The 19,721-nt window shown below is 42.8% G+C and carries 19 protein-coding genes; 5 read left to right on the top strand and 14 right to left on the bottom strand.

The features are described 5' to 3' along the window. Positions 1-100: 100 nt before the first annotated feature. Entirely contained in the window at positions 101-1,621 is a 1,521-nt protein-coding gene (locus NEJAP_RS09250) for a PAS domain-containing sensor histidine kinase (RefSeq protein WP_201350335.1), read from the top strand. Next, complete coding sequence (locus NEJAP_RS09245) at positions 1,621-2,235, top strand: response regulator transcription factor (protein WP_201350334.1); 615 nt, start codon at positions 1,621-1,623, stop codon at positions 2,233-2,235. Before NEJAP_RS09250 ends, NEJAP_RS09245 begins: the two co-directional genes overlap by 1 nt. Here NEJAP_RS09245 and NEJAP_RS09240 read toward each other — a convergent pair. From NEJAP_RS09240 to NEJAP_RS09220, 5 genes are read right to left on the bottom strand one after another with little or no spacing between them, the layout of a single operon-like run. Continuing rightward, positions 2,232-3,026 carry an alpha/beta fold hydrolase gene (locus NEJAP_RS09240; protein ID WP_201350333.1) on the bottom strand — a complete coding sequence of 265 codons (795 nt, stop codon included), beginning with the start codon at positions 3,024-3,026 and terminating at the stop codon, positions 2,232-2,234. The genes NEJAP_RS09245 and NEJAP_RS09240 overlap by 4 nt on opposite strands. A 1-nt stretch (position 3,027) precedes the next feature. After that, positions 3,028-3,447, bottom strand: coding sequence for a PaaI family thioesterase (locus tag NEJAP_RS09235; protein ID WP_201350332.1), 420 nt, complete (start codon positions 3,445-3,447; stop codon positions 3,028-3,030). 21 nt (positions 3,448-3,468) lie between these two features. After that, entirely contained in the window at positions 3,469-3,900 is a 432-nt protein-coding gene (locus tag NEJAP_RS09230) for a PaaI family thioesterase (protein WP_201350331.1), read from the bottom strand. A gap of 31 nt (positions 3,901-3,931) precedes the next feature. Beyond that, positions 3,932-5,581: an AMP-binding protein gene (locus tag NEJAP_RS09225; protein ID WP_201350330.1), complete on the bottom strand. Its 1,650-nt coding sequence runs from the start codon at positions 5,579-5,581 to the stop codon at positions 3,932-3,934. Positions 5,582-5,636: 55 nt separating this feature from the next. Further along, entirely contained in the window at positions 5,637-6,785 is a 1,149-nt protein-coding gene (locus tag NEJAP_RS09220; RefSeq protein ID WP_201350329.1) for a CaiB/BaiF CoA transferase family protein, read from the bottom strand. 336 nt (positions 6,786-7,121) lie between these two features. Between NEJAP_RS09220 and NEJAP_RS09215 the strand changes: the two genes are divergently transcribed. Continuing rightward, a complete protein-coding gene (locus NEJAP_RS09215) occupies positions 7,122-7,652 on the top strand; it encodes a DUF523 domain-containing protein (RefSeq protein ID WP_268927845.1) in 531 nt (176 codons plus the stop codon). A 77-nt stretch (positions 7,653-7,729) separates the two neighbouring features. Here the strand turns inward: NEJAP_RS09215 and NEJAP_RS09210 are convergent, their stop codons facing one another. From NEJAP_RS09210 to NEJAP_RS09200, 3 genes are all read right to left on the bottom strand, one after another. Then, positions 7,730-8,008, bottom strand: a complete 279-nt coding sequence (locus NEJAP_RS09210) for a peptidylprolyl isomerase (RefSeq protein ID WP_201350328.1) — start codon at positions 8,006-8,008, stop codon at positions 7,730-7,732. A gap of 104 nt (positions 8,009-8,112) precedes the next feature. Beyond that, on the bottom strand, positions 8,113-10,299 hold the full coding sequence (locus NEJAP_RS09205) for an OsmC domain/YcaO domain-containing protein (protein ID WP_201350327.1): 2,187 nt from the start codon (positions 10,297-10,299) through the stop codon (positions 8,113-8,115). Between the two features lie 184 nt (positions 10,300-10,483). Beyond that, positions 10,484-11,692, bottom strand: coding sequence for a diguanylate cyclase domain-containing protein (locus NEJAP_RS09200; protein ID WP_201350326.1), 1,209 nt, complete (start codon positions 11,690-11,692; stop codon positions 10,484-10,486). Positions 11,693-12,152: 460 nt separating this feature from the next. On the opposite strand from NEJAP_RS09200, the gene NEJAP_RS09195 reads away from it, so the two are divergent. Together NEJAP_RS09195 and NEJAP_RS09190 are read left to right on the top strand one after the other, a co-directional pair. Then, positions 12,153-12,713: a hypothetical protein gene (locus NEJAP_RS09195; protein WP_236591124.1), complete on the top strand. Its 561-nt coding sequence runs from the start codon at positions 12,153-12,155 to the stop codon at positions 12,711-12,713. Positions 12,714-12,798: 85 nt separating this feature from the next. Beyond that, positions 12,799-13,260, top strand: a complete 462-nt coding sequence (locus tag NEJAP_RS09190) for a GNAT family N-acetyltransferase (RefSeq protein ID WP_201350325.1) — start codon at positions 12,799-12,801, stop codon at positions 13,258-13,260. A 116-nt stretch (positions 13,261-13,376) separates the two neighbouring features. Here the strand turns inward: NEJAP_RS09190 and NEJAP_RS09185 are convergent, their stop codons facing one another. From NEJAP_RS09185 to NEJAP_RS09160, 6 genes are all read right to left on the bottom strand, one after another. Beyond that, positions 13,377-15,155 carry an SLC13 family permease gene (locus NEJAP_RS09185; RefSeq protein WP_201350324.1) on the bottom strand — a complete coding sequence of 593 codons (1,779 nt, stop codon included), beginning with the start codon at positions 15,153-15,155 and terminating at the stop codon, positions 13,377-13,379. A gap of 272 nt (positions 15,156-15,427) precedes the next feature. Continuing rightward, entirely contained in the window at positions 15,428-15,790 is a 363-nt protein-coding gene (locus NEJAP_RS19540) for a DUF4345 domain-containing protein (RefSeq protein ID WP_201350323.1), read from the bottom strand. A 503-nt stretch (positions 15,791-16,293) separates the two neighbouring features. Beyond that, entirely contained in the window at positions 16,294-17,289 is a 996-nt protein-coding gene (locus NEJAP_RS09175) for a DMT family transporter (RefSeq protein ID WP_201350322.1), read from the bottom strand. Positions 17,290-17,472: 183 nt separating this feature from the next. Then, a complete protein-coding gene (locus tag NEJAP_RS09170) occupies positions 17,473-17,718 on the bottom strand; it encodes a carboxymuconolactone decarboxylase family protein (RefSeq protein ID WP_201350321.1) in 246 nt (81 codons plus the stop codon). Between the two features lie 124 nt (positions 17,719-17,842). Continuing rightward, a complete protein-coding gene (locus NEJAP_RS09165; RefSeq protein ID WP_201350320.1) occupies positions 17,843-18,154 on the bottom strand; it encodes a hypothetical protein in 312 nt (103 codons plus the stop codon). A 387-nt stretch (positions 18,155-18,541) separates the two neighbouring features. Next, a complete protein-coding gene (locus NEJAP_RS09160) occupies positions 18,542-19,717 on the bottom strand; it encodes an NAD(P)/FAD-dependent oxidoreductase (protein WP_201350319.1) in 1,176 nt (391 codons plus the stop codon). Positions 19,718-19,721: the final 4 nt, after the last annotated feature.

The raw sequence follows: 19,721 nt of genomic DNA, 5'->3' as shown, positions 1-19,721 counted from the left end.
CTTCCGCACAATGATACGCAATTTCCCTTATTACACAACCTAGCCTAAAGTCATACTATATTCAGGATAATACGCAGCATATACGAACCAAGAGACAAATATGCACGAAAGCATCGCAGATGACCTTAGAAAATATCGTGAAGAAGCAGATAGATATCGCCTACTCGCAGAACAATCTACTGATATGATTTCACGCCATTCGGCCACATCTGAATGGGTATATATCGATGTAAACCCAGCAGTAGAGAGGGTTTTAGGGTATACCGTGAATGAAATTATCGGCATGAATGGTTATGATCTTTTCCACCCTGACGATGCTGATAACTTACTAAAAAGAGCTAAAACTGTTCATTATCGGCGTGGTATGTATACCAATACTTACCGATACCGACATAAAGATGGTCATTACATTTGGCTAGAAACCACCAGCCGTACAATAAGGGATGATGAAGGAGTACCCGTAGAGATCATCTGCGTCTCTCGTGATGTAACTGAACGTGAAATGGCACAAAAAGCTATCCGTCGTCTTGCCCGTGTTGTTGAGGCATCAAGTGATTTAATCATGTTTTGCAATCACGAGTCGATGCAGCTGACCTACTTGAATGAATCAGCCTATCGCACCTTAGGCAGCGAAAAAGAAAACCTAGTCGTGTTTTATCTTGATCAGCTTTTTGACAATAATATTTTTAAAACACTCGTACAGGATGCACTCAATCACGCCGCACAACATGGCACCTGGTACGGTAGCGTCCCTATTAAAATGCCTGAAAACCACAATAGAATTGCAGAAATTCGAGAAGTCATTGCCCACCGCAACCATACAGAAAATATGCAGGTTGAGTATTACTCCATTATTGGCCGTGATATCACTCTTAAACACCGAGCAGAAGAAAACGCAAAACGACAGCAACTAGAAATGGCTCATATGTCTCGCTTGCTGTCTGTTGGTGAAATGGCCACAGGGCTCGCGCATGAGATCAACCAGCCATTAGCTGCTATCTTGAATTACTGTCGAGGCAGCTTAAGGCGTCTGGAAGAAGGCTCTCCTGAGTCAAATCTTCCTCAAATTTCACACTCAATGCAGCTCATCACCAAACAGGCCAAACGTGCAGCTGAGATTGTTAAACGCATGCGCAGCTTTGTGAAACGAACTGATTTCCAGCGAGTTGAGTTCTTCATTAATGATTCTTGCGTTGATGTTATCGGCTTTTTAAATCAAGAAGCTACCGATCATAATATTACCTTTAATTTTGAATTAGATCCCTGTGATCCTCAGCTACTAGCTGACAAGATCCAGATTGAACAGGTATTATTAAACTTGGTGCGTAACGCTATTGAGGCTTATAGCGAATGTGAAAAAACGTACCGTCCCGTCATTATTACCACGAGACTCGCAAGCGGATATATTTGCATCTCGGTTCAAGATGAAGGAAATGGGATTTCAGCCGAAGGACTCGATACACTTTTTGAGCCTTTCATTACCTCTAAATCAACAGGTTTAGGGATGGGCTTAGCAATTTCACAAACGATAATTGAAACCCATGGCGGACAGCTATGGGCTGAGAGCGATGGCAAGAATGGCACTCAATTTCATTTTAAAGTTCCGGTAAGGACAAGTTAATGACACAACGAGCAAGCGGTACTGTATTTATTGTCGACGATGATAATGATTTCAGAGATTCAATGAAGTGGTTACTTGAATCAGATAACTTCCATGTAATTGGTTTTGATTCTGCTCAAGATTTTTTGAATCGCTACAACGGTGATATGGGTTGTATGCTGCTTGATGTACGCATGCCCGAAATAAACGGCTTAGCCCTCCAACAGATCATGATTGAAAGAGATATTAAACTTCCCATTATCGTTATCAGTGGGCATGGCGATATACCGATGGCAGTCAATGCCATGAAGAATGGCGCTCTGGACTTTATTGAAAAGCCATTTGATGACGAGGTTTTATTAAGGTTAGTAGAGCTTGGCCTACAACGCGCCACTGAAATGTTCAAAAGCAACAACGCCCGTGCTCAATCACGTAATAACTATGACTCTTTGAGTAAGCGTGAAAAAGAGGTAATGTCACTGGTTGTTAGTGGAAAATCGAACCGCGAAATTGCCGAATCCTTAGGCATCAGCCCAAAAACTGTTGAAGTACATCGGGCGCGTGTCATGAGCAAGATGCGAGCCGCTAGCTTGCCTGATCTCGTTCAGCAAGCTAACCGTCTTAATATCACTTAACTGTTAATATCAACAAATTTAACGACGGCTGAAATCAAACTTTCTCTTGCCTCAAAGTGTGGAACATGACCACACTTAGGTAAGAAAAGAGGTTCTGCTCGCGCACCAATCCCTGTACAAATATCGGTGACCTGCTCCCTTACTCCGTAACAGTCATCCTGCCCTTGAATAATCAATGCCGGACACTCTATACGAGGCAACCAAGGCCGTAGATTCATAGGGGACTTGCGTTCACGTAACCATGTTTCATGCCAAGCGCGAAACAGCAGGTCGGTTCGTTCGCCATGATACCTTGCCAGCTTATCTTTCAAATTAGTGTCTTGATAGCGTTCAACCGCCTCTTTGATACCTGCTGTCGTTAGGTGATCAATATATATGTGCGCCGCTTCTGTAATGACACCGACCACTTTACTCGCAGACGTAGCTGCACCAATTAAAGCGACTGACCCTCCATCACTATGACCAATAAGAATTACTCTGTTTAGTCCAAGCTTATCTATTAGCCGAGGTAACCATATTTCCCCCTCCTCAACTAGATAATCATCATCTCTGGGTAACGTTATCTCAGAAGACAAGCCATACCCTTGACGCTCATATACCACAACATCACAACCAGTTTCAGCAGCTAGTTGCTCGGGTATATCCTTCCACATAGCAATACAACCCAGCGCCTCATGCAGGAGCACAAGCACAGGCCGTTGAATGTTTTGCTGTGCATGCTTACCTATGCGTATAGAAAGCATCATTCCATGCCCCATATCCAGCAGCTGATTGCTCCAAAAGACGGTCATATTATTGCTCCGGAATCGAATAAGTAAGCGTGACATGGGCAACAGGGTCGGTTTCTCCACGAGAAGTAATATATACCTCCCCAACACCTAGACGCTTACCCACTTTCAATGTTTCAGCCCGCGCAATGATATCCATATCAGCTTTAGGACGACGTAAAAAATTAATATTCAAGTTAATCGTTACCGCTAATGCAACAGGGCCTATTTTGCTGAGTAGCGCGGCATACATAGCCACATCTGCCAATGCCATCATGGCCGGTCCAGAGACGGTACCGCCGGGCCTTAAGTGTTGATCATCAATTGGCAAGCGCATTTCTGCCCATCCATCTCCTAAACTCTCAAGCACACCATATTGATTACCCTGCGGAAACTGCTCAGCTAAGAATGCTTGCATTTCCTCAAAATTCATTACTTGTGCCATATAAGCTCTCCGCTGTTTATTTTACTTATTGGTTACAGCTAACGTGACTGTTGCTTTTGCTACTAAAACAAGAGAACAGTCATCCGCGCTTCCTACTTGTTTGGTGTATATTTCAGATTCCGCAATAATTAACATTCTGCCGGGTTTTAAAACACTACTACGGCAGATCAATAGTTCACCTGTTGCTGCACGCAATAAATTAATTTTAAACTCAGCAGTAAGCACACGCTGCCCCTCTTCGATCAAGGTGACAGCGGCTGTCCCTGCGGTATGGTCTGCTAACGTTGCTTGCACACCGGCATGCACATAGCCATCTTGTTGCTGGTGCTTTTCTGCCAACACAATATGGCTATGACAAACCCCACTGCCTAATGTATCGAGATGACAACCCAAGGATGCGATAAAAGGGGCGCTATCAAAAACGCGCTTTGCTTCAACAAGAGAGGCGCTCATATTGGTCTCCAAGTCAGGCAATCGATTAATACTAAACTTCGTCACGTGCTTGATGGCGTAAAATAAAGCGTTGAATTTTTCCGCTGGTAGTTTTGGGAAGCTCGTTAATGAACTCAATTTCACAGGGAGAATCGTGAGAGGATAAACGCTCACATATTCGGTGTTTTAAATCATCTTCAAGCTCTAGTGAGGCACCAAAGCTAGGCTTAAGCACGACATAAGCTTTAATAATAGCGCCATAAGAAGTGTTAGGTTTACCTACAACACCCGATTCAGCAACCGCCTCATGCTCAAGCAATGAACTTTCTATGTTGGTAGGACCAACACGGTAGCCCGCCGTCGTGATGATGTCATCATCACGGCCAATAAACGAATAGCTCCCATCGCCGTGACTAACGGCCACATCGCCTGTTAGATAATAACGTCCCTTAAACGGTTCTTTTTCATCCCACGTATATCCATGAAAAAAGAACAGCGGAGAGTTTTCTACATCAACTGCAAGCTGACCAAATTCATCCTTATTAACTTCTTCATACTGAGTATTTAAAACAACAACACGATGGCCTGGAAGAGAAAAACCCATGGAGCCCATTCGTACGCAGGGTTGCTCAAGATCACTATAATTACAGCATGTCATTCCCGTTTCAGTCTGCCCGTAGTGATCCATAACAAGACACCCCAATCGGCGTTTAGCCCAACTGATAATGGCAGGATTTAAAGGCTCGCCCGCACTGCTCGCAACTCTAAGTCCTAATGAACTACACTCCGTTAACTCATTATCATTGGCCATCAACATACGATAAGCAGTAGGAGACGCCGCTATGTTAGTAATACCGTATTTGCGAACCATCTGATAAGTGGATTCAGAGGTAAACTCGTTTTCATTAAAGTGCGTACCATTGCCAAGCAACAAAGGCCCAATAACCGCATAGTACAAACCGTAGGCCCAGCCAGGATCGGCCACATTCCAATACACATCATCAGAGCGCAAACCTATGGCATACTTCATATACACATAAAAAGACAAAATAGCGCGCACAGGTACAGCGACGCCTTTAGCTTTGCCTACAGTGCCGGAGGTAAACATTTGCAAAAAAGGTTCATTTGCTCCAATCCGCACAGGCTCAAATTGATCTGATTGCCGAGCGAGCTCATCAGTTAATGATAAATCATCACTGCCCGTCCTAGCACTTTGACCTGATATCAAATCAGCTATCACAATCGTCGGACACGCTTTAACGGCGTCTAATTTATGACGATTATACTCATCCGTAACAATCAGTTTTGTATTAGCCATATCCATACGATAGGCGATGGCGCCTGAAGCAAAGGCAGTAAAAAGCGGTTGATAAACCGCACCCACGCGTAATGCACCAAGAATAACAATCATTAAATCCGGTGTGCGCGGCAATAATGCAGCTACACGATCACCTTTACCTATACCGTTTGAATGTAAGAAATTGGCAAATCTAGCTGACTTTTCTTGTAACTCTGCATAAGTATACTGGCTAGCAGGCCGCTTCAGTCCTTCATAGAACAAGCCAACACGGTCTGTCGTTGCCCAGCGATCACATATTTCTTCACATACATTAAAACCATCCTTGAAGCTACCAGTAAGCTGCTCTTCAATTAATGCAGGTGTAAAGTTTTCATAAAATGACTGATATTCCTTTCTGCTCATTTTATTTTCTCTTTTTATCATTCATCTGAAAGCCTGCTGCTATAGCTCATAACGTTTATATAAATAAACCCTCAGCACCAAAAGCCTCAATCTGCTCACTCGTATAGCCTAAGCTGAGAAGAGTTTCTTGATTGTTTTGACCGCACAAAGGAGCTGATTCAACTGAACGATTACTCATACCTGCTAACGAAGGCGTCGGTTTAACCTGCTTAACACCAGAGGGGCTTTCACTCATTAGTTCGCGAGCCACTGCATGAGGATGAACTAGCGCTTCGTCCATAGCTAAGACGGGCTCAACACAGGCGTCTAGGTCTGCAAAACGTTCACTCCAACATGCTTGAGTTTCTTGAGCAAAAGCTTCGCTAAGGTGTTCTTTAAGAAAAACATCATCACTGTCCATCCACTCGGGATGCCCCAACGCTTGAACAAGTACTTTACGAAACTGAGGTTCTAAACTGCCGACTGCCATATAACGATTATCGGCTGTCGCGTAGTAATCATATAAACCAGCACCGTTAAGAAAGTGTTCTTCTGCATTGATTGGGGCTTGCCCGTTAATAACACTGGGCATCATTAGGGGCTGTAACGCCATACACTGATCACTCATAGCAATATCAATATGCTGCCCTTTACCCGTTCTAGAGCGCTGAATCACAGCAGCAAGAATAGCCATTACTGCCGGCTGTGACCCTGCTGCCACATCGGCTATTTGAACACCCGATAACAATGGACCAATTGACTTTTTACCCGATGATGCAGCGATACCACTCAATGCAAGGTAGTTAATATCGTGACCCGCGCGGTCTCGATAAGGTCCGGACTGTCCATACCCAGTAATTGAACAGTAAATAATGCGAGGGTTTATTTTGCAGAGCTGCTCATACCCTAAGCCTAAGCGAGACATTACACCGGGGCGAAATTGTTCAACAACAATATCGTGATCAGCTAGCAATGCATGAATAACCTCAAGACTTTGAGGTTTTTTAAGATTCATTGCTAAGGAACGTTTACCACGATTTAAATACTCAAACGCGGCGGACTGTCCACCGATTTGAGGCTCCATTAACCGCACTAAATCTGGGCGCGATGGAGATTCAATACGCAAAACATCTGCACCCATGTCAGCGATTAACATGGTTGCGTATGGCCCCGGTAACAAGGTTGAAAAATCGAGTACTTTTAGCCCTTCTAATGGTCGAGTCAAACCGAATACCTATCCTAAACAGTGAACGCCTCACGAGTAACTACCGCGGGTATTCGTTATTATTGTTATCACTGGTATTAACACGACTGGAGATGAAATGAGTATCTTCCTTTAAGTGTTAACCCGTAATTTTATATCGCCTATTGCTATAAACGTAAAGAACTATTCACACTTTCCCTTACCTTTACGTAAAGATAAATATAAAAATTGATAAAAATCAAATAGATAACAAAACTCAATTTTGTAATACTAAAGAATAGAGATAATCTAACTTTTCTTTGATAAAGAGCAGTTTTATATGCTTATAACATTGAACTATTAGCTAGAGTCGTTAAAATGCGCGCAGACAAACTCGAGAACTTTATAAGAATGAAAAAAATACTCGTGAGTGCCTGCTTTTTAGGTCAAAAAGTTAGATATGATGGCCAACACAGCTTGCTCGAACACACTCAGATTAAACAGTGGCAAGAAGAAGGACGCATTGTTCATTTTTGTCCAGAGATGGCAGGCGGTTTACCGACCCCTCGTTTACCTGCAGAAATAACGTCTCGACACCCAGTAATGGTTGTAAACATTGAAGGAGAAGATGTAACTCCTCAGTTTTTACATGGTGCAGAACTAGCCGTAGAAAAGGTAAAAGAAGCAGGGGCATGTTGTGCCCTACTCAAAAGCCGAAGCCCTTCTTGTGGTAACCGCGAAACCTACAATGGTAAATTTAATGACACATTAACACCGGGCAGCGGTGTCACTGCGTCGGAACTTCAGCGCCATGGGATCCCTGTTTTCAATGAAAGAGAAATTGGTCAATTGATCGAGTTCATTGCGATGCAAGAAACACCTGAAGTGCTTCATCCGGAAGAACGATAAACAGCATAAAAAAGGCCAATAATAATATTATTGGCCTTTTTAATCACAGCTCAGGAGCGACTTAGCACAGCAGCTAGTTAGTCACGGTAAATTGTTTCTATCAAGTGAAATCCAAACTTGGTTTTCACTGGTCCATGTACGGTTAGCAAGGCTTTCTTAAAAACTACATTATCAAATGCTTTTAGCATCGTGCCAGGAGAAAATTCTCCAAGATCTCCGCCCTTCTTTGCAGAATTACATGTGGAATGCTTTTTAGCGAGGGCTGCAAAGTCGGCCCCTTTAGCCAACTGCTGTTTTAGCGCATCAGCTTGAGCCTTGGTTTTCACTAATATATGTCGCGCGCCTGCTCTGGCCATTATAGAGCCTCCTACCACCAATCATTCTATAGAAACGTATTTAACGGCTTAATAACACGTCATCAACTATTTACTGTTCACTAAGTTTTGCCAAGTGAGAGACATTAACGCGACATCCCGGCTTCTCTTGCCTTATGGAGTTTCTTATAGCTCTCGATCAACCTTAAGTGCTTATCAAGCCCTTCAAGCTTCATACTGGTCTTGGTTAAGCCATAAAATTTAACTTCACCTGAAACAGACCCTACGACATTTGCCATCGTATCGGCGCCATACATTCTTACCAAGTTTGGCAAATAGTCATCAAGATCTAACTCTTCATCCAAAACAATATCCAGAACAACATTGATCGCTTGATAGAATAAGCCGCGAGTCGCCGTGTTATTGTTGAAATTCATGTAATCTTGAACAAGCTCACTGGCCTCTTCATACTGTTCAAGCGCTAAATAAATAAGAATTTTAAGCTCACCGATATCGAGCTGGCCCCAAACAGTGTTTTCATCGAACTCAATTCCAATGAGCGTTTTAATGTCAGTGTAGTTATCAAGCTCACTCTCTTCTAAGCGTTCAACTAAATCCGTCAGTTCGTCATCATCTAGTGAGTGAATGTTTAAGATATCTTCTCTGAAATACAGTGCTTTGTTGGTGTTATCCCAGATAAGATCTTCAACAGGGTAGATCTCTGAATATGCAGGTACTAAAATTCTGCAGGCTGCAGCGCCTAAATCATCATGCACCGCTATATAAACCTCTTTGCCTAGATCAGCTAAGATGTTCATGAGGTTACTTGTTTCTTCCTCTGTCGTGCCTGAAAAATCCCACTCGCAGAAATCATAATCATGCTTAGCGCTAAAGAACTTCCAAGAGATGATGCCTGTTGAATCAATAAAGTGTTCAACGAAATTATTCGGTTCAGTGACTGCCATGCTATTAAAAGTAGGCGGTGGCACATCATTTAGTCCTTCAAAGCTGCGACCTTGCAGAAGCTCGGTTAAGCTACGCTCTAAAGCCACTTCAAAGCTTGGATGAGCACCAAACGAGGCAAAAACACCGCCCGTTTTAGGGTTCATTAAGGTGACACACATCACAGGGAAGACGCCACCTAAAGACGCATCTTTCACGACAACGGGGAAACCGTTTGCCTCTAACCCTTTTATGCCTTCAAGAATATGTGGGTATTGCTCTAGTACCTCTTGCGGAACATCAGGCAAGACAATTTCTTCTTCGATGATTTGCCTTTTTACAGCACGTTCAAATATTTCTGAAAGGCACTGAACCTTGGCTTCGTGAATATTATTGCCTGCACTCATGCCGTTACTAAGAAATAAATTCTCGATCAGGTTAGAGGGAAAATAGACGGTTTGTTGGTCAGACTGGCGAACATAAGGTAGCGCACAAATGCCACGCTCAATAAGACCCGAGTTTGTATCAATTAGATTAGACGCTCTCAGCTCATCATCGGGATTGTAGATTTCAAGACATGCTTCATCCATCAAGCCCTCAGGTAAAGCATCGTCTGGACCTGCTTTGAACCATTTCTCATCAGGATAATGAACGAACTTGCTGTTACAAATATCTTCGCCAAAGAATTGGTCGTTATAAAAGAAGTTAAAACTAGCACGCTCAATATACTCACCAAGTGCTGAACATAGTGCGCTGTCTTTGCTTGCGCCTTTACCGTTGGTAAAACACATCGGTGAAGCCGCCTCACGAATATGTAGCGACCAAACATTCGGGACAATATTTCTCCACGAAGCAATTTCAATCTTAATTCCAAGATCAGCCAAAATCGCTGTCATGTTGGCAATGGTTTTTTCTAGCGGAAGATCTTTGCCAATAATCGTTGTATTAGTATCGCCATCAGGCCGCCCAAGGCTCATTAGCGTTGCATCTTCATCTAGACTATCCACGGGCTCAATTTTAAACTCAGGGCCTTCTTGAACCACTTTTTTAACCGTACAACGGTCAATGGACCGCAGAATTCCTTCACGGTCTCGATCAGAAATGCTCTCAGGGAGTTCAACCTGTATTTGAAATACTTGGTTGTATCTATTTTCAGGATCAACAATGTTGTTTTGTGAGAGCTTAATATCATCTGTTGGAATATCTCGCGCTAAACAATAAACTCGCACAAAATATGCCGCACAAAGCGCCGACGAAGCTAAAAAGTAATCAAACGGACTCGGTGCAGAGCCATCACCTTTATAGCGGATAGGCTGATCTGCGGTGACAGTGAAATCATCAAACTTTGCTTCGAGTCTAAGATTTTCTAAAAAATTTACTTTGATTTCCATTTAATATTCTTTCCGGGATCGTGTGGCGCATAAGGAGTATTGAAGACGGGTATTTTAGCACTAACAAAGGAGTTAAAACGAAGACATTCTAAAAGCTCCGCATTACAGAGGCATCAAGTATTAACAAAATAGCTAGCAACGCAGTAAAAAGGCCCAACTTATGCAAAGACTAGACAACAACGCACTATTTGTTTTCATTCATTACATAACAGTTTTTCCCAACCGCCTTCGCCTTTAGCAAAGCCTGATCAGCTTGCTGGATCATCTCTTCACAAGAGTTAACCTGATGGGGGCTGGCAACTACAATACCAATACTGAAAGTGACTAATAAATTATGCTTGGTTATTTTTTTCCTATGGACCGTATTTAACAAGCGATTTGCCACAGCTTTAGCCGCTTCAATATTAGTATCATGTAACAATACCAAAAACTCCTCCCCTCCCCAGCGTGCGACATAGTCGTTATTAGTTCGTAACTCTGCGCTTAATGCATTAGCTACAGCAATAATACATTTATCGCCAATATCATGGCCGTAGTTATCGTTGATATCTTTGAAATTATCAATATCGATCATCATCACACCCAGCGCTTTGTGGGTTTCTTTATGATGATTAAATTGCTGGTTGATCTGTTCGTTAATAGAAATTCTATTCGGTATTTTTGTTAAGGGGTCCGTACGCCCAGCTATTTCACTTAACAGCCACTCCTGATTCTTCTTGAGATACAAGGCAACACAAAATAAAGACAGAAAACTGATAAACCCAAAGATGAACCACAGAGAGAACTTTTGCTCGTACTTCAGACTAGAGACTGTTGCTAGTACCGCTCTGGTATCACCGATCTTCCAAGAAACTTTTACGCTGTCAGGGTGATTATTATGACAATCAACACAGCTGGCATCGTTCATGACAATGGCTTTGGCATAAAAAAACTTTTTCTCTGGCCCTTCATTCAAAATGCGGATGTAAGGTTCTTTCGGGCTAGCGGTTAACTGAGCAAGCGCTTCTGTTTCATGATCGTTTTTTGGAACTGCGGTATCCTTGCGCCACGGAAAAGGATGGTAGCTATACATCCATACTCGTTGCTTGACACTACTAACACTTTTCGCAAGTTCAATACTAAAGGTGGCAGGGTTGGGAATTACACCGTCATTTATCGCATGATCATGCGCCGTGACTAAACGTGTCTGCGACTTTAACTCACTCAACACTTTACTGTAGGCACGGCGTGCATTATCAACCAAGCTGGTAACAGTTTCTGCATTCATCCTGGCTTGATCAACAGCCACCTGTTGGTAGTGCCTGTCGATAAGAACAAAACCTACCACACTGGTAAGCATGGCAATACCAACAAGTAAATAAACCAAATATATCCGTCGGTTCTGATTTTTCATTAGCAATTACTGGCAACCCTTAATAATTGATTATAGTTCACTGCATTAAAATCAATAAATGCTTAGCTTTTATTCTCTACAAGCGATAAGTAAGACTAAACCAGTACAGGCCAATAACTCCGTTCAACTTTGGTTAAATAGCCTTCGCTTTGCGGCTTTGGGCAACCCCGCTGATAAACCATGCAGAATAATTAATTGGTATCAAACACGTTAACGATGAAGAACAGTTATTCAGAAGCAGCCGGAGTGATCATAATTATCAATGCTATAAACCTGTCAATACTCGCCATAGAGGCTGTTTGTAGACCATACTTTTTTGCCTTAGCACTCATTAAATGCATATACCCGTGGTTATAATAACCAACGATGCCAATAGCAATCACTGCTTAAATCAGTGGTTGTTTGAACGAAAAAAAATTTATACACTAGTAAACTTAAAAAAAACTCATTGAGTAGGCTCATGAAAACCATATCAGACGGACTAAGAAAAATTCTTGTTTTTACTGCAACAACCTTAGTACTGTCGGCTGGGTACTATATTTATATAAGTTTGCATTACCCATCCATTCCTGAGCATGAAACATTTTTATCCGAACTTGGAGAGGGCATAGGCGAGATTGGCTTGTGGCTTCTCTTGTTTATTTATGCTCGAACTGCGCTTAAATTGGCACTTGGAAAAGGAGCCTTATCAAAACGCATTCTGCCTGAGTACTCATCCCCTATCGATGCAAATTTATTTCAGAAGTTGATTCATTATCTGGACCGCACTCATATATATTTTGGCATCGCAGCTGTAGCGGTTATCCTTTTACACATCGCCCTTATGGGCATACCCATGCACATTCTCTTTTTTCCGGCAGTATTATTTCTTGTTGTTTGGCAGGGAGCATTTGGTTTATTCATAAGCTGGAAATACACACCAAAAGAGGTCAAGAAATTATCTTATCTTGTTCATGCCCAGCTGTTTACCGGCATAATGATGGGCGTATTTTCATATTTAGGTCACGTATTCATTGATTAGTAGCTGTGTAACCCTGTAACACGTAATCAAAGGAAGCATGTAAGCAACACTATGAAAACATCACTGATTCAGTACAGTTAGCCACATGAACCTTATTAAATACTCGCCAGATAAAGCTAAAGACATAGCAGATCTATTTTATGCGTCGGTACATGCGATTGACTCTTCAATTTACTCTAACGAACAAAAAGATGCTTGGGCTTCCACGCCTATTAACTACAGTGAATGGGCAAAGAGACTTGAACGCAAAAAACCCTACCTGCTTGTCATTAAAGGTGAAGTCGCAGGTTTTATCGAATTAGAATCAGATGGGCATATAGATTGCGCTTATGTTGCACCCAAATTCCAGAGAAAAGGCGTCGCTACAAAGCTACTCAAGCACGTAATGAGTGTTGCTAAAAATGTAGGCTTAAAGCAGCTCTATGTAGAGGCATCCATTGTTGCAAAACCCTTTTTTGAAAAGGCAGGATTTTTAATAGAAAATGAGAATCAAGTTATTAGACATAATATAGTATTGATAAATTACTCAATGCGCATGAAAATTTAGCGCTAGCAATACATTAAATCAATACAAATTTAACCTTCTCTCTAACTAAATTCTCTATATAAAAGCAGCCTTTCAGCTGCTTTTATTTCCTACTTGAATTGCCCCAGCCCCTAATACTAAAGCGGCCAAACCAACAGAATCAGCGGTACCGCCAATAGTACAATCATAACTTCTAGAGGCAAGCCCATACGCCAATAGTCACCGAACGCGTACCCTCCAGGTCCCAACACCAAGGTGTTTGATTGGTGCCCTATCGGAGTTAAAAAGGCACAGGAAGCACCAACAGCCACAGCCATAAAAAATGGATCCGGACTTACACCCAACCCCATAGCGAGTCCATAAGCTAACGGTGCCATAATCACAGCAGTAGCTGCATTATTGATGATATCTGACAGGAACATAGTAACAACCAACACCAAACCGATAACGAGATACACCGGAATACCTTCAGTCAGCGCCAAAACCTGCGTCGCTAATAATTGTGTAAGCCCTGTGCTTTGCAGAGCCGAGCCCACCGGAATCATGGCTGATAGCAGGATAATCACTGGCCAGTCAACAGCGTCGTAAAGGTTACGAACCGGAAGAATATCCAGTAACAAATAGACGACAACAGCAAGACAAAATACGATTGCTAGCGGCAATACCTTGGCAACACCCAGCCCAATAGCGATAGTAAAAATGGCCAACGCGATAGCGATTTTTTTCGGCTGTCCTAGGCTTAGGTTTCGCTCGGCCAGTGGAATCATACCCAGCTCGCTGAGTTGCTCCCCAACATCATCCGCAGCCCCCTGCAGCAACAAAATATCACCGGCTTTAAACTGTTTGCGACGCAACCGCCTACGAACCTGCTGTCCTTCACGTGCCAAACCCACCAGCGCCAAAGAACTACCACTGCGCCTACGTAAAAAAGGCACATCACGCCCTTCTAGCACCGAACCTTTCTTTATAACGCCTTCTACTAGGGTTAGATCGCCTTGTGTCAGTTCGGAGAATTTTTTATCGGCACTGGTGATCAGCTCTAGATCGTTCTTATCGAGTAAAGGCTGTACTTCAGATGGGTCGGCCTGCAAGATCAGAATATCGCCGGCATTAAGCAACTGGCCTGGACGCAACGACATCGTTTTGCCATGGCGGTGAGCCACACCCACCACCTCGATACTGCCATCATCTAGCCCATCAATATCTTCTACCGGGCGCCCCACCAAACCAGAACCAGTAGTGATGATCACTTCTGTTAGGTACTCATCAATAGCGAAGAGCTGCTCAGGTGAGCTGCTCTTAAGGCGTGCAGCCGGTATCAGACGCCAGCCCACCAGCGTGATAAAGAGCACGCCCATAATGGCGATAGCCACCCCCACAGGTGAAAAATCAAACATGTTGAATGATTCTCCACTTACTTCGGCGCGCATCATGGCAATAATAATATTGGGCGGTGTGCCTATGGCTGTTGTCATACCGCCCAAAATACTGCCAAAGGCCAGCGGCATAAGAATCAACGCTGGCGAGCGCTGGTGCTTACTGCAGGTTGCCAGTGCAACCGGTAACATTAGCGCCAGAGCCCCTACATTATTCATAAAGGCAGACGCGACTGTGACGACGGTCGTCATAATCAGGATATGGCTGAGTGGGTTTTCGGTGTAGGGCAGTATTTTTTGTACGATCATATCCACTACACCGGAGCGGCGTAGCGCATCTGAAATCACCAGCACCGCTGCCACCGTTACAACGGCAGGGTGGCTAAAACCGGTAAAGGCATCTTCGGCCGCTACTAGGCCAGCAAGCACACACAGCCCCAGTGCAATAGCGGCCACAACATCATGACGATACTTTCCCCAAACAAAGAGCACCAGCGTTAACATCAAAACGCCGCTAATCAGCCATTGATCCGTATTCAAATACAAGCTCCTATAACCATCTTTAAGTGGCAACGCCCAGCGCTGGGCAAATACTCACAATACGGATAAAATCAATAAAAAACCATAGCTTGGCCTGCCCTTAAGTGTACTGACTATCTCCTTATACAATGGCAATTACCCATTGTGAGCGAATAACGCGTCACCAAGAAAGTCGCTAGATATCCAAATGAAGTGTTCATGATATGTTTGCTGAAAGTTCACTTAACAGCCGACAAAAACAGATGAAAAGAACGGTTTTTCTGATGGTTTTATTATTGGTTATCACGCCTTAAAAGCCATATACATAAAGGAACCACACTTAACTCTATAAAAACATATAAAACCAATAATGGAGAAGGAATTCCGTCAATAACTACACTCAAAATTCGACCTGTTACAAGCCCACCGCAAAACACACAAAGTACAACAATGCCTGCATCTCTGTATTTCTCCGAAAAAGCGCAGTAAAGCCAAAATAACCCTAGCGCAATATAGAGCATCATCACCGCCCTAAGAATATGTGACTGATCAACACCCGGTGGAGGCGACTCTAATAGAAAAGAACGAAAGAACCAGCTAGGGGAAGCTCCATATAGTAACCCAATGATACAAATAGTAAAAAACGAGAAAACCAATAACCCTTTTTTAAATTCATTTTCCGTTCCCCGTTAAATATGGATAGGTATTATCCGAATATAACGCTTCAATAACGCTAAACAAAGCCTAGTTTAAAACAGAAAGCCACATATGTACCGAAACATCGCGAATGAACCGCTTCTGTGTCGTTTAAGCGCTGACGTGTAAGAATGTCTGTTTTGTTAAGAGTTTTCTACTTTGAAGCCACATTGTTTACACTCTTTAGGATTCAGGAACATATTGGTTCCTAAATAAAAGTGAATTTTTGAAACTATATTCGCGTCACATTTATTGCACTTACATTCAGATAACATGTAGTTACAAAAAAGCATAAACAAACAAATTGTGAACGGTATTAAAAAAATATAAAAAGAAAATACCCATGGGCTTAAAAATACAATTATTGAGGCTAAGATCAATAGTATTAATCCAACTTTTTGCCTTTTTTTCCATACCTTGTATTCTTCGAAACAGTTCATAGTTATTACGATACTCTTAACGCTCAGCGAACCGGTGGAGGCGCTCCTGCGCCGGAATCCGCGTTTCGCTCCTTGTTAGGCGGGGTATGACTCCTTCCCTTTGCTCGGACAGCTAGAATTCCTGCAAACACTATCAGAAACATACCAATCGCGCCAACAGCACTGGGGATCTCCTGAAACATGACCACGCCCCAAAGGACCGCAAACGCCACATAAGCAAAATCAAAGGTTGCTATTGTGGCAGGCGGTCCATTTTGGTAGGCGTATGCCGCCCCTACGCTACCAACCAGAATTGCTACCGAAAGAATACCTATCACCACCCACTCCTTATCGCTCATTTCTGACCAGGGGCCGAAAAGGAACTCCTGGCCTTCAACTACCTGCGGACTTGGCTGGAGCAACATGAGTACCAAGGTTAGTATTGCTCCGGTGAAGAGCATCATTAAATTCAGCCAGAGAGAAAGCACGATGACATTCTCCGACTTGCAACGAGATCGAGTGAGTACCATCGCCAAGGCGTATAAGATAGCGGACGATACTGGTAAGAGTGCATACCAGTTAAAATCTTCGATTCGTGGTTGAAGTACCATTAAAACCCCTACGAACCCAAGTGCTATCTCTAGCCATCCAATCTTGCCAATTGTGTCGCCAAGAAATACAGAAGCAAAGATAGTAATGAAGAGGGGCAGTGTGTAGTAAGCCGCAGCCGCTACCGATAAATTGACGTGAGGAAGTGAGGCATAGTACGTAACCCACATTAAGGTTAGCATCAAACTTCGCAACATCGTCCACCAAAAATGATTTGGTAAGATAAACGTGAGCTGTTTCCGGGTTTTGAGGACTGCAACGAGAATAGGGGCAGCGATGGCAGAGCGCAGAAAGAAGATTTGCCAGAGGGTAAAACTGGCACTGACTCCCTTAATAATAGCATCTCCAAGTGCAAGTGCGAACACAGTTAATATGATCGTAACAATTGCGGAACGAATTCTATCGGCTTCATGTTTTGTTTCAGCGGTCAAGATTTTCTCCGAATTTGTCTGTGTATGCTGGCACAGTAATGTCCATAATCACTACGTAACGCACTGCAAATTCCCAGTACAAAGTACTGCCTAACGCCTAAGATTGGGGCACGCGGTAGCGTGTCCCAAACCCTTACTTGTTACATTTTATTGATGGTAATGATTCCAAAAATAGACCAATAACTAGTCGCAATTACAGATGTCTTCAACCTCCTCCTCGCTAAATCCTTGGATAATTTTGGATGCATAACTTTCCATTTTCTCCGCTGCGCCTGCTTTTACATGAATGCCAATCTTTGAAGCAATAATTAGTTCCTTCATGCTAGCGCCATGACTTTTGGCTTTGCCTATATGAAACTCTAGACAGGGCATACAATTTGTCGCCATAGATGAGCCAATAGCTATTAACTCTTTAGTTTTATTGTCCATATATCCTCCTCAGGTCTAATTTACTCAAGGAATGTAACGCCCTAATAATGGGCAAATAATAGTTGGTTAAAATAAGCGACGCAGGAGCAAAAACCAACTGTTATTTGTCCTGTTAATTAGCTTGTTATGTTACGTTGAGCACAATACCTATTGAAATTAAAACGCCACTGAATAAACCTAAATAACGATAGGCTTTAAGAAAGTAAACATGTCTTTTAAATAAGTAACCTATATAGGTGATTAGGCTTAAAATTAAACCTAAAATACCAAAATTAATTAAAGTGGCAGGAAAACCAGTTACAAAAAATGCATCGCCTTGTCTTGTGCCATAGATAGCTTGACCTGATATAGCATTTTCAAAAGTAAGAAATAATAACAAAAACACTACAAAACCTACGACAAGTAATCCTGCTCCATAAATTATAATTTTACTCATAGTTTCCTAAGTAACATAACATTTGTATATACGGGGGTCCGTGTATCTACCCTCACCGCCATTAGTTAAAAACAGATGTAATCGTTTGAAAAGGAAGGAAAATCTTTAGAAATATAGAGGCATCTTCCGTGGCAAACCGCGCAGGCGTATTAACAATTGATATACGGGGGTCCGTATATCTACCCATGCCAGACATCCATCTGTCTGATTTACATATATTTTTAACTCAGCAGCTGAAGCAATACAAGCATTTGCCTCGTTACAGTTTATGCAAAACCAGCATAAATATAAGCCGCTCATAAATACACTGTATGTTTGAACAGCAATTACTCGATAGTTACTCTAGATTTAGGAGCACTATTTGATAACTCTATTGTCTCTACACAATCAAACAGCCTGCCCTGCCGCAAAACCGCATGCCCACGCCCATTGGAAGTTGTGGCCACCTAAGTGCCCTGTTACATCTAGGCATTCACCAATAAAAAATAGGCCAGGTGCTTTATTCGCTTCCATGGTTTTTTGCGATACTTCGGTGGTTGATATTCCACCTAAGGTTACTTCGGCCGTACGGTACCCTTCTGTACCCGAAGGTTTTACCCGCCAATGGCAAAATGCTTGTGAGATTTTCTCTAGCTCAGCGTTACCCTTGTCAGCCATATTCCCACTTAAAGAGAATAGCTCGCACAGTATTTGCGCCATTCGCTTACTCATCTTTTGTGACATTACGGTTGATATATCAGCTTTAGGTCGTTGTTCTCGTTGGTCTTTTAGCCATATCAAAAGGTCAAATTCAGGGAAGAAGTTGATCTCAACTTCGTCACTAGAATGCCAATAGGAGGATATTTGCAAGATTGCGGGGCCACTCACCCCCCTATGCGTAAACAACATATTTTCGGTAAAAGAGACCTCGCCAACGCTGGCTGTAATACGATGCGATACACCTGACAATGGTTTAAGCGGCTCTAACAAGTCAGGCTGTAAGGTAAAAGGAACGAGCCCTGCTGATGTAGGCAAAACCGTTAAGCCATACTGTGTTGCCACTTCGTAGGCAAATGGTGTGGCGCCACCATTAGGGATCGATAAGCCACCTGTTGCTATCACAACGGATTGTGCCTGTATCTTACCTTCAGTTGTGTCCAGTTGGTAACCTTGGGCCTGTTTTTGTACTTGCTTAACGGTGACTTCTTTATGGATCTCTACGCCAGCCCACTCACACTCAGTGAGCAGTACACGTAGTATTTCTTTACTGCTGTCATCACAAAACAACTGCCCTAATGTTTTCTCGTGATAGTCCACGCCGTGGCGCTCAACTAGCTCGATAAAATCACGAACAGAATAACGGCTCAATGCTGATTTACAAAAGTGCGGATTTTCTGAAACAAAGTTATCAGCCGTATTATGTAAATTAGTAAAGTTACTGCGCCCGCCTCCGGACATCAGAATTTTACGGCCTACTTTGTTGGTATGTTCGATCACCAGTACTGATTTACCACGATAGCCCGCAGTAGCAGCACACATTAAGCCGGAAGCACCGGCTCCAATAATTACAACATCGTATTTCACTAAC

The sequence above is a fragment of the Neptunomonas japonica JAMM 1380 genome (genome assembly GCF_016592555.1).
Taxonomy (GTDB): domain Bacteria; phylum Pseudomonadota; class Gammaproteobacteria; order Pseudomonadales; family Balneatricaceae; genus Neptunomonas; species Neptunomonas japonica_A.
Note: the sequence above shows the minus strand (reverse complement) of the source record. Positions and strands in the feature narration are given on the sequence as shown.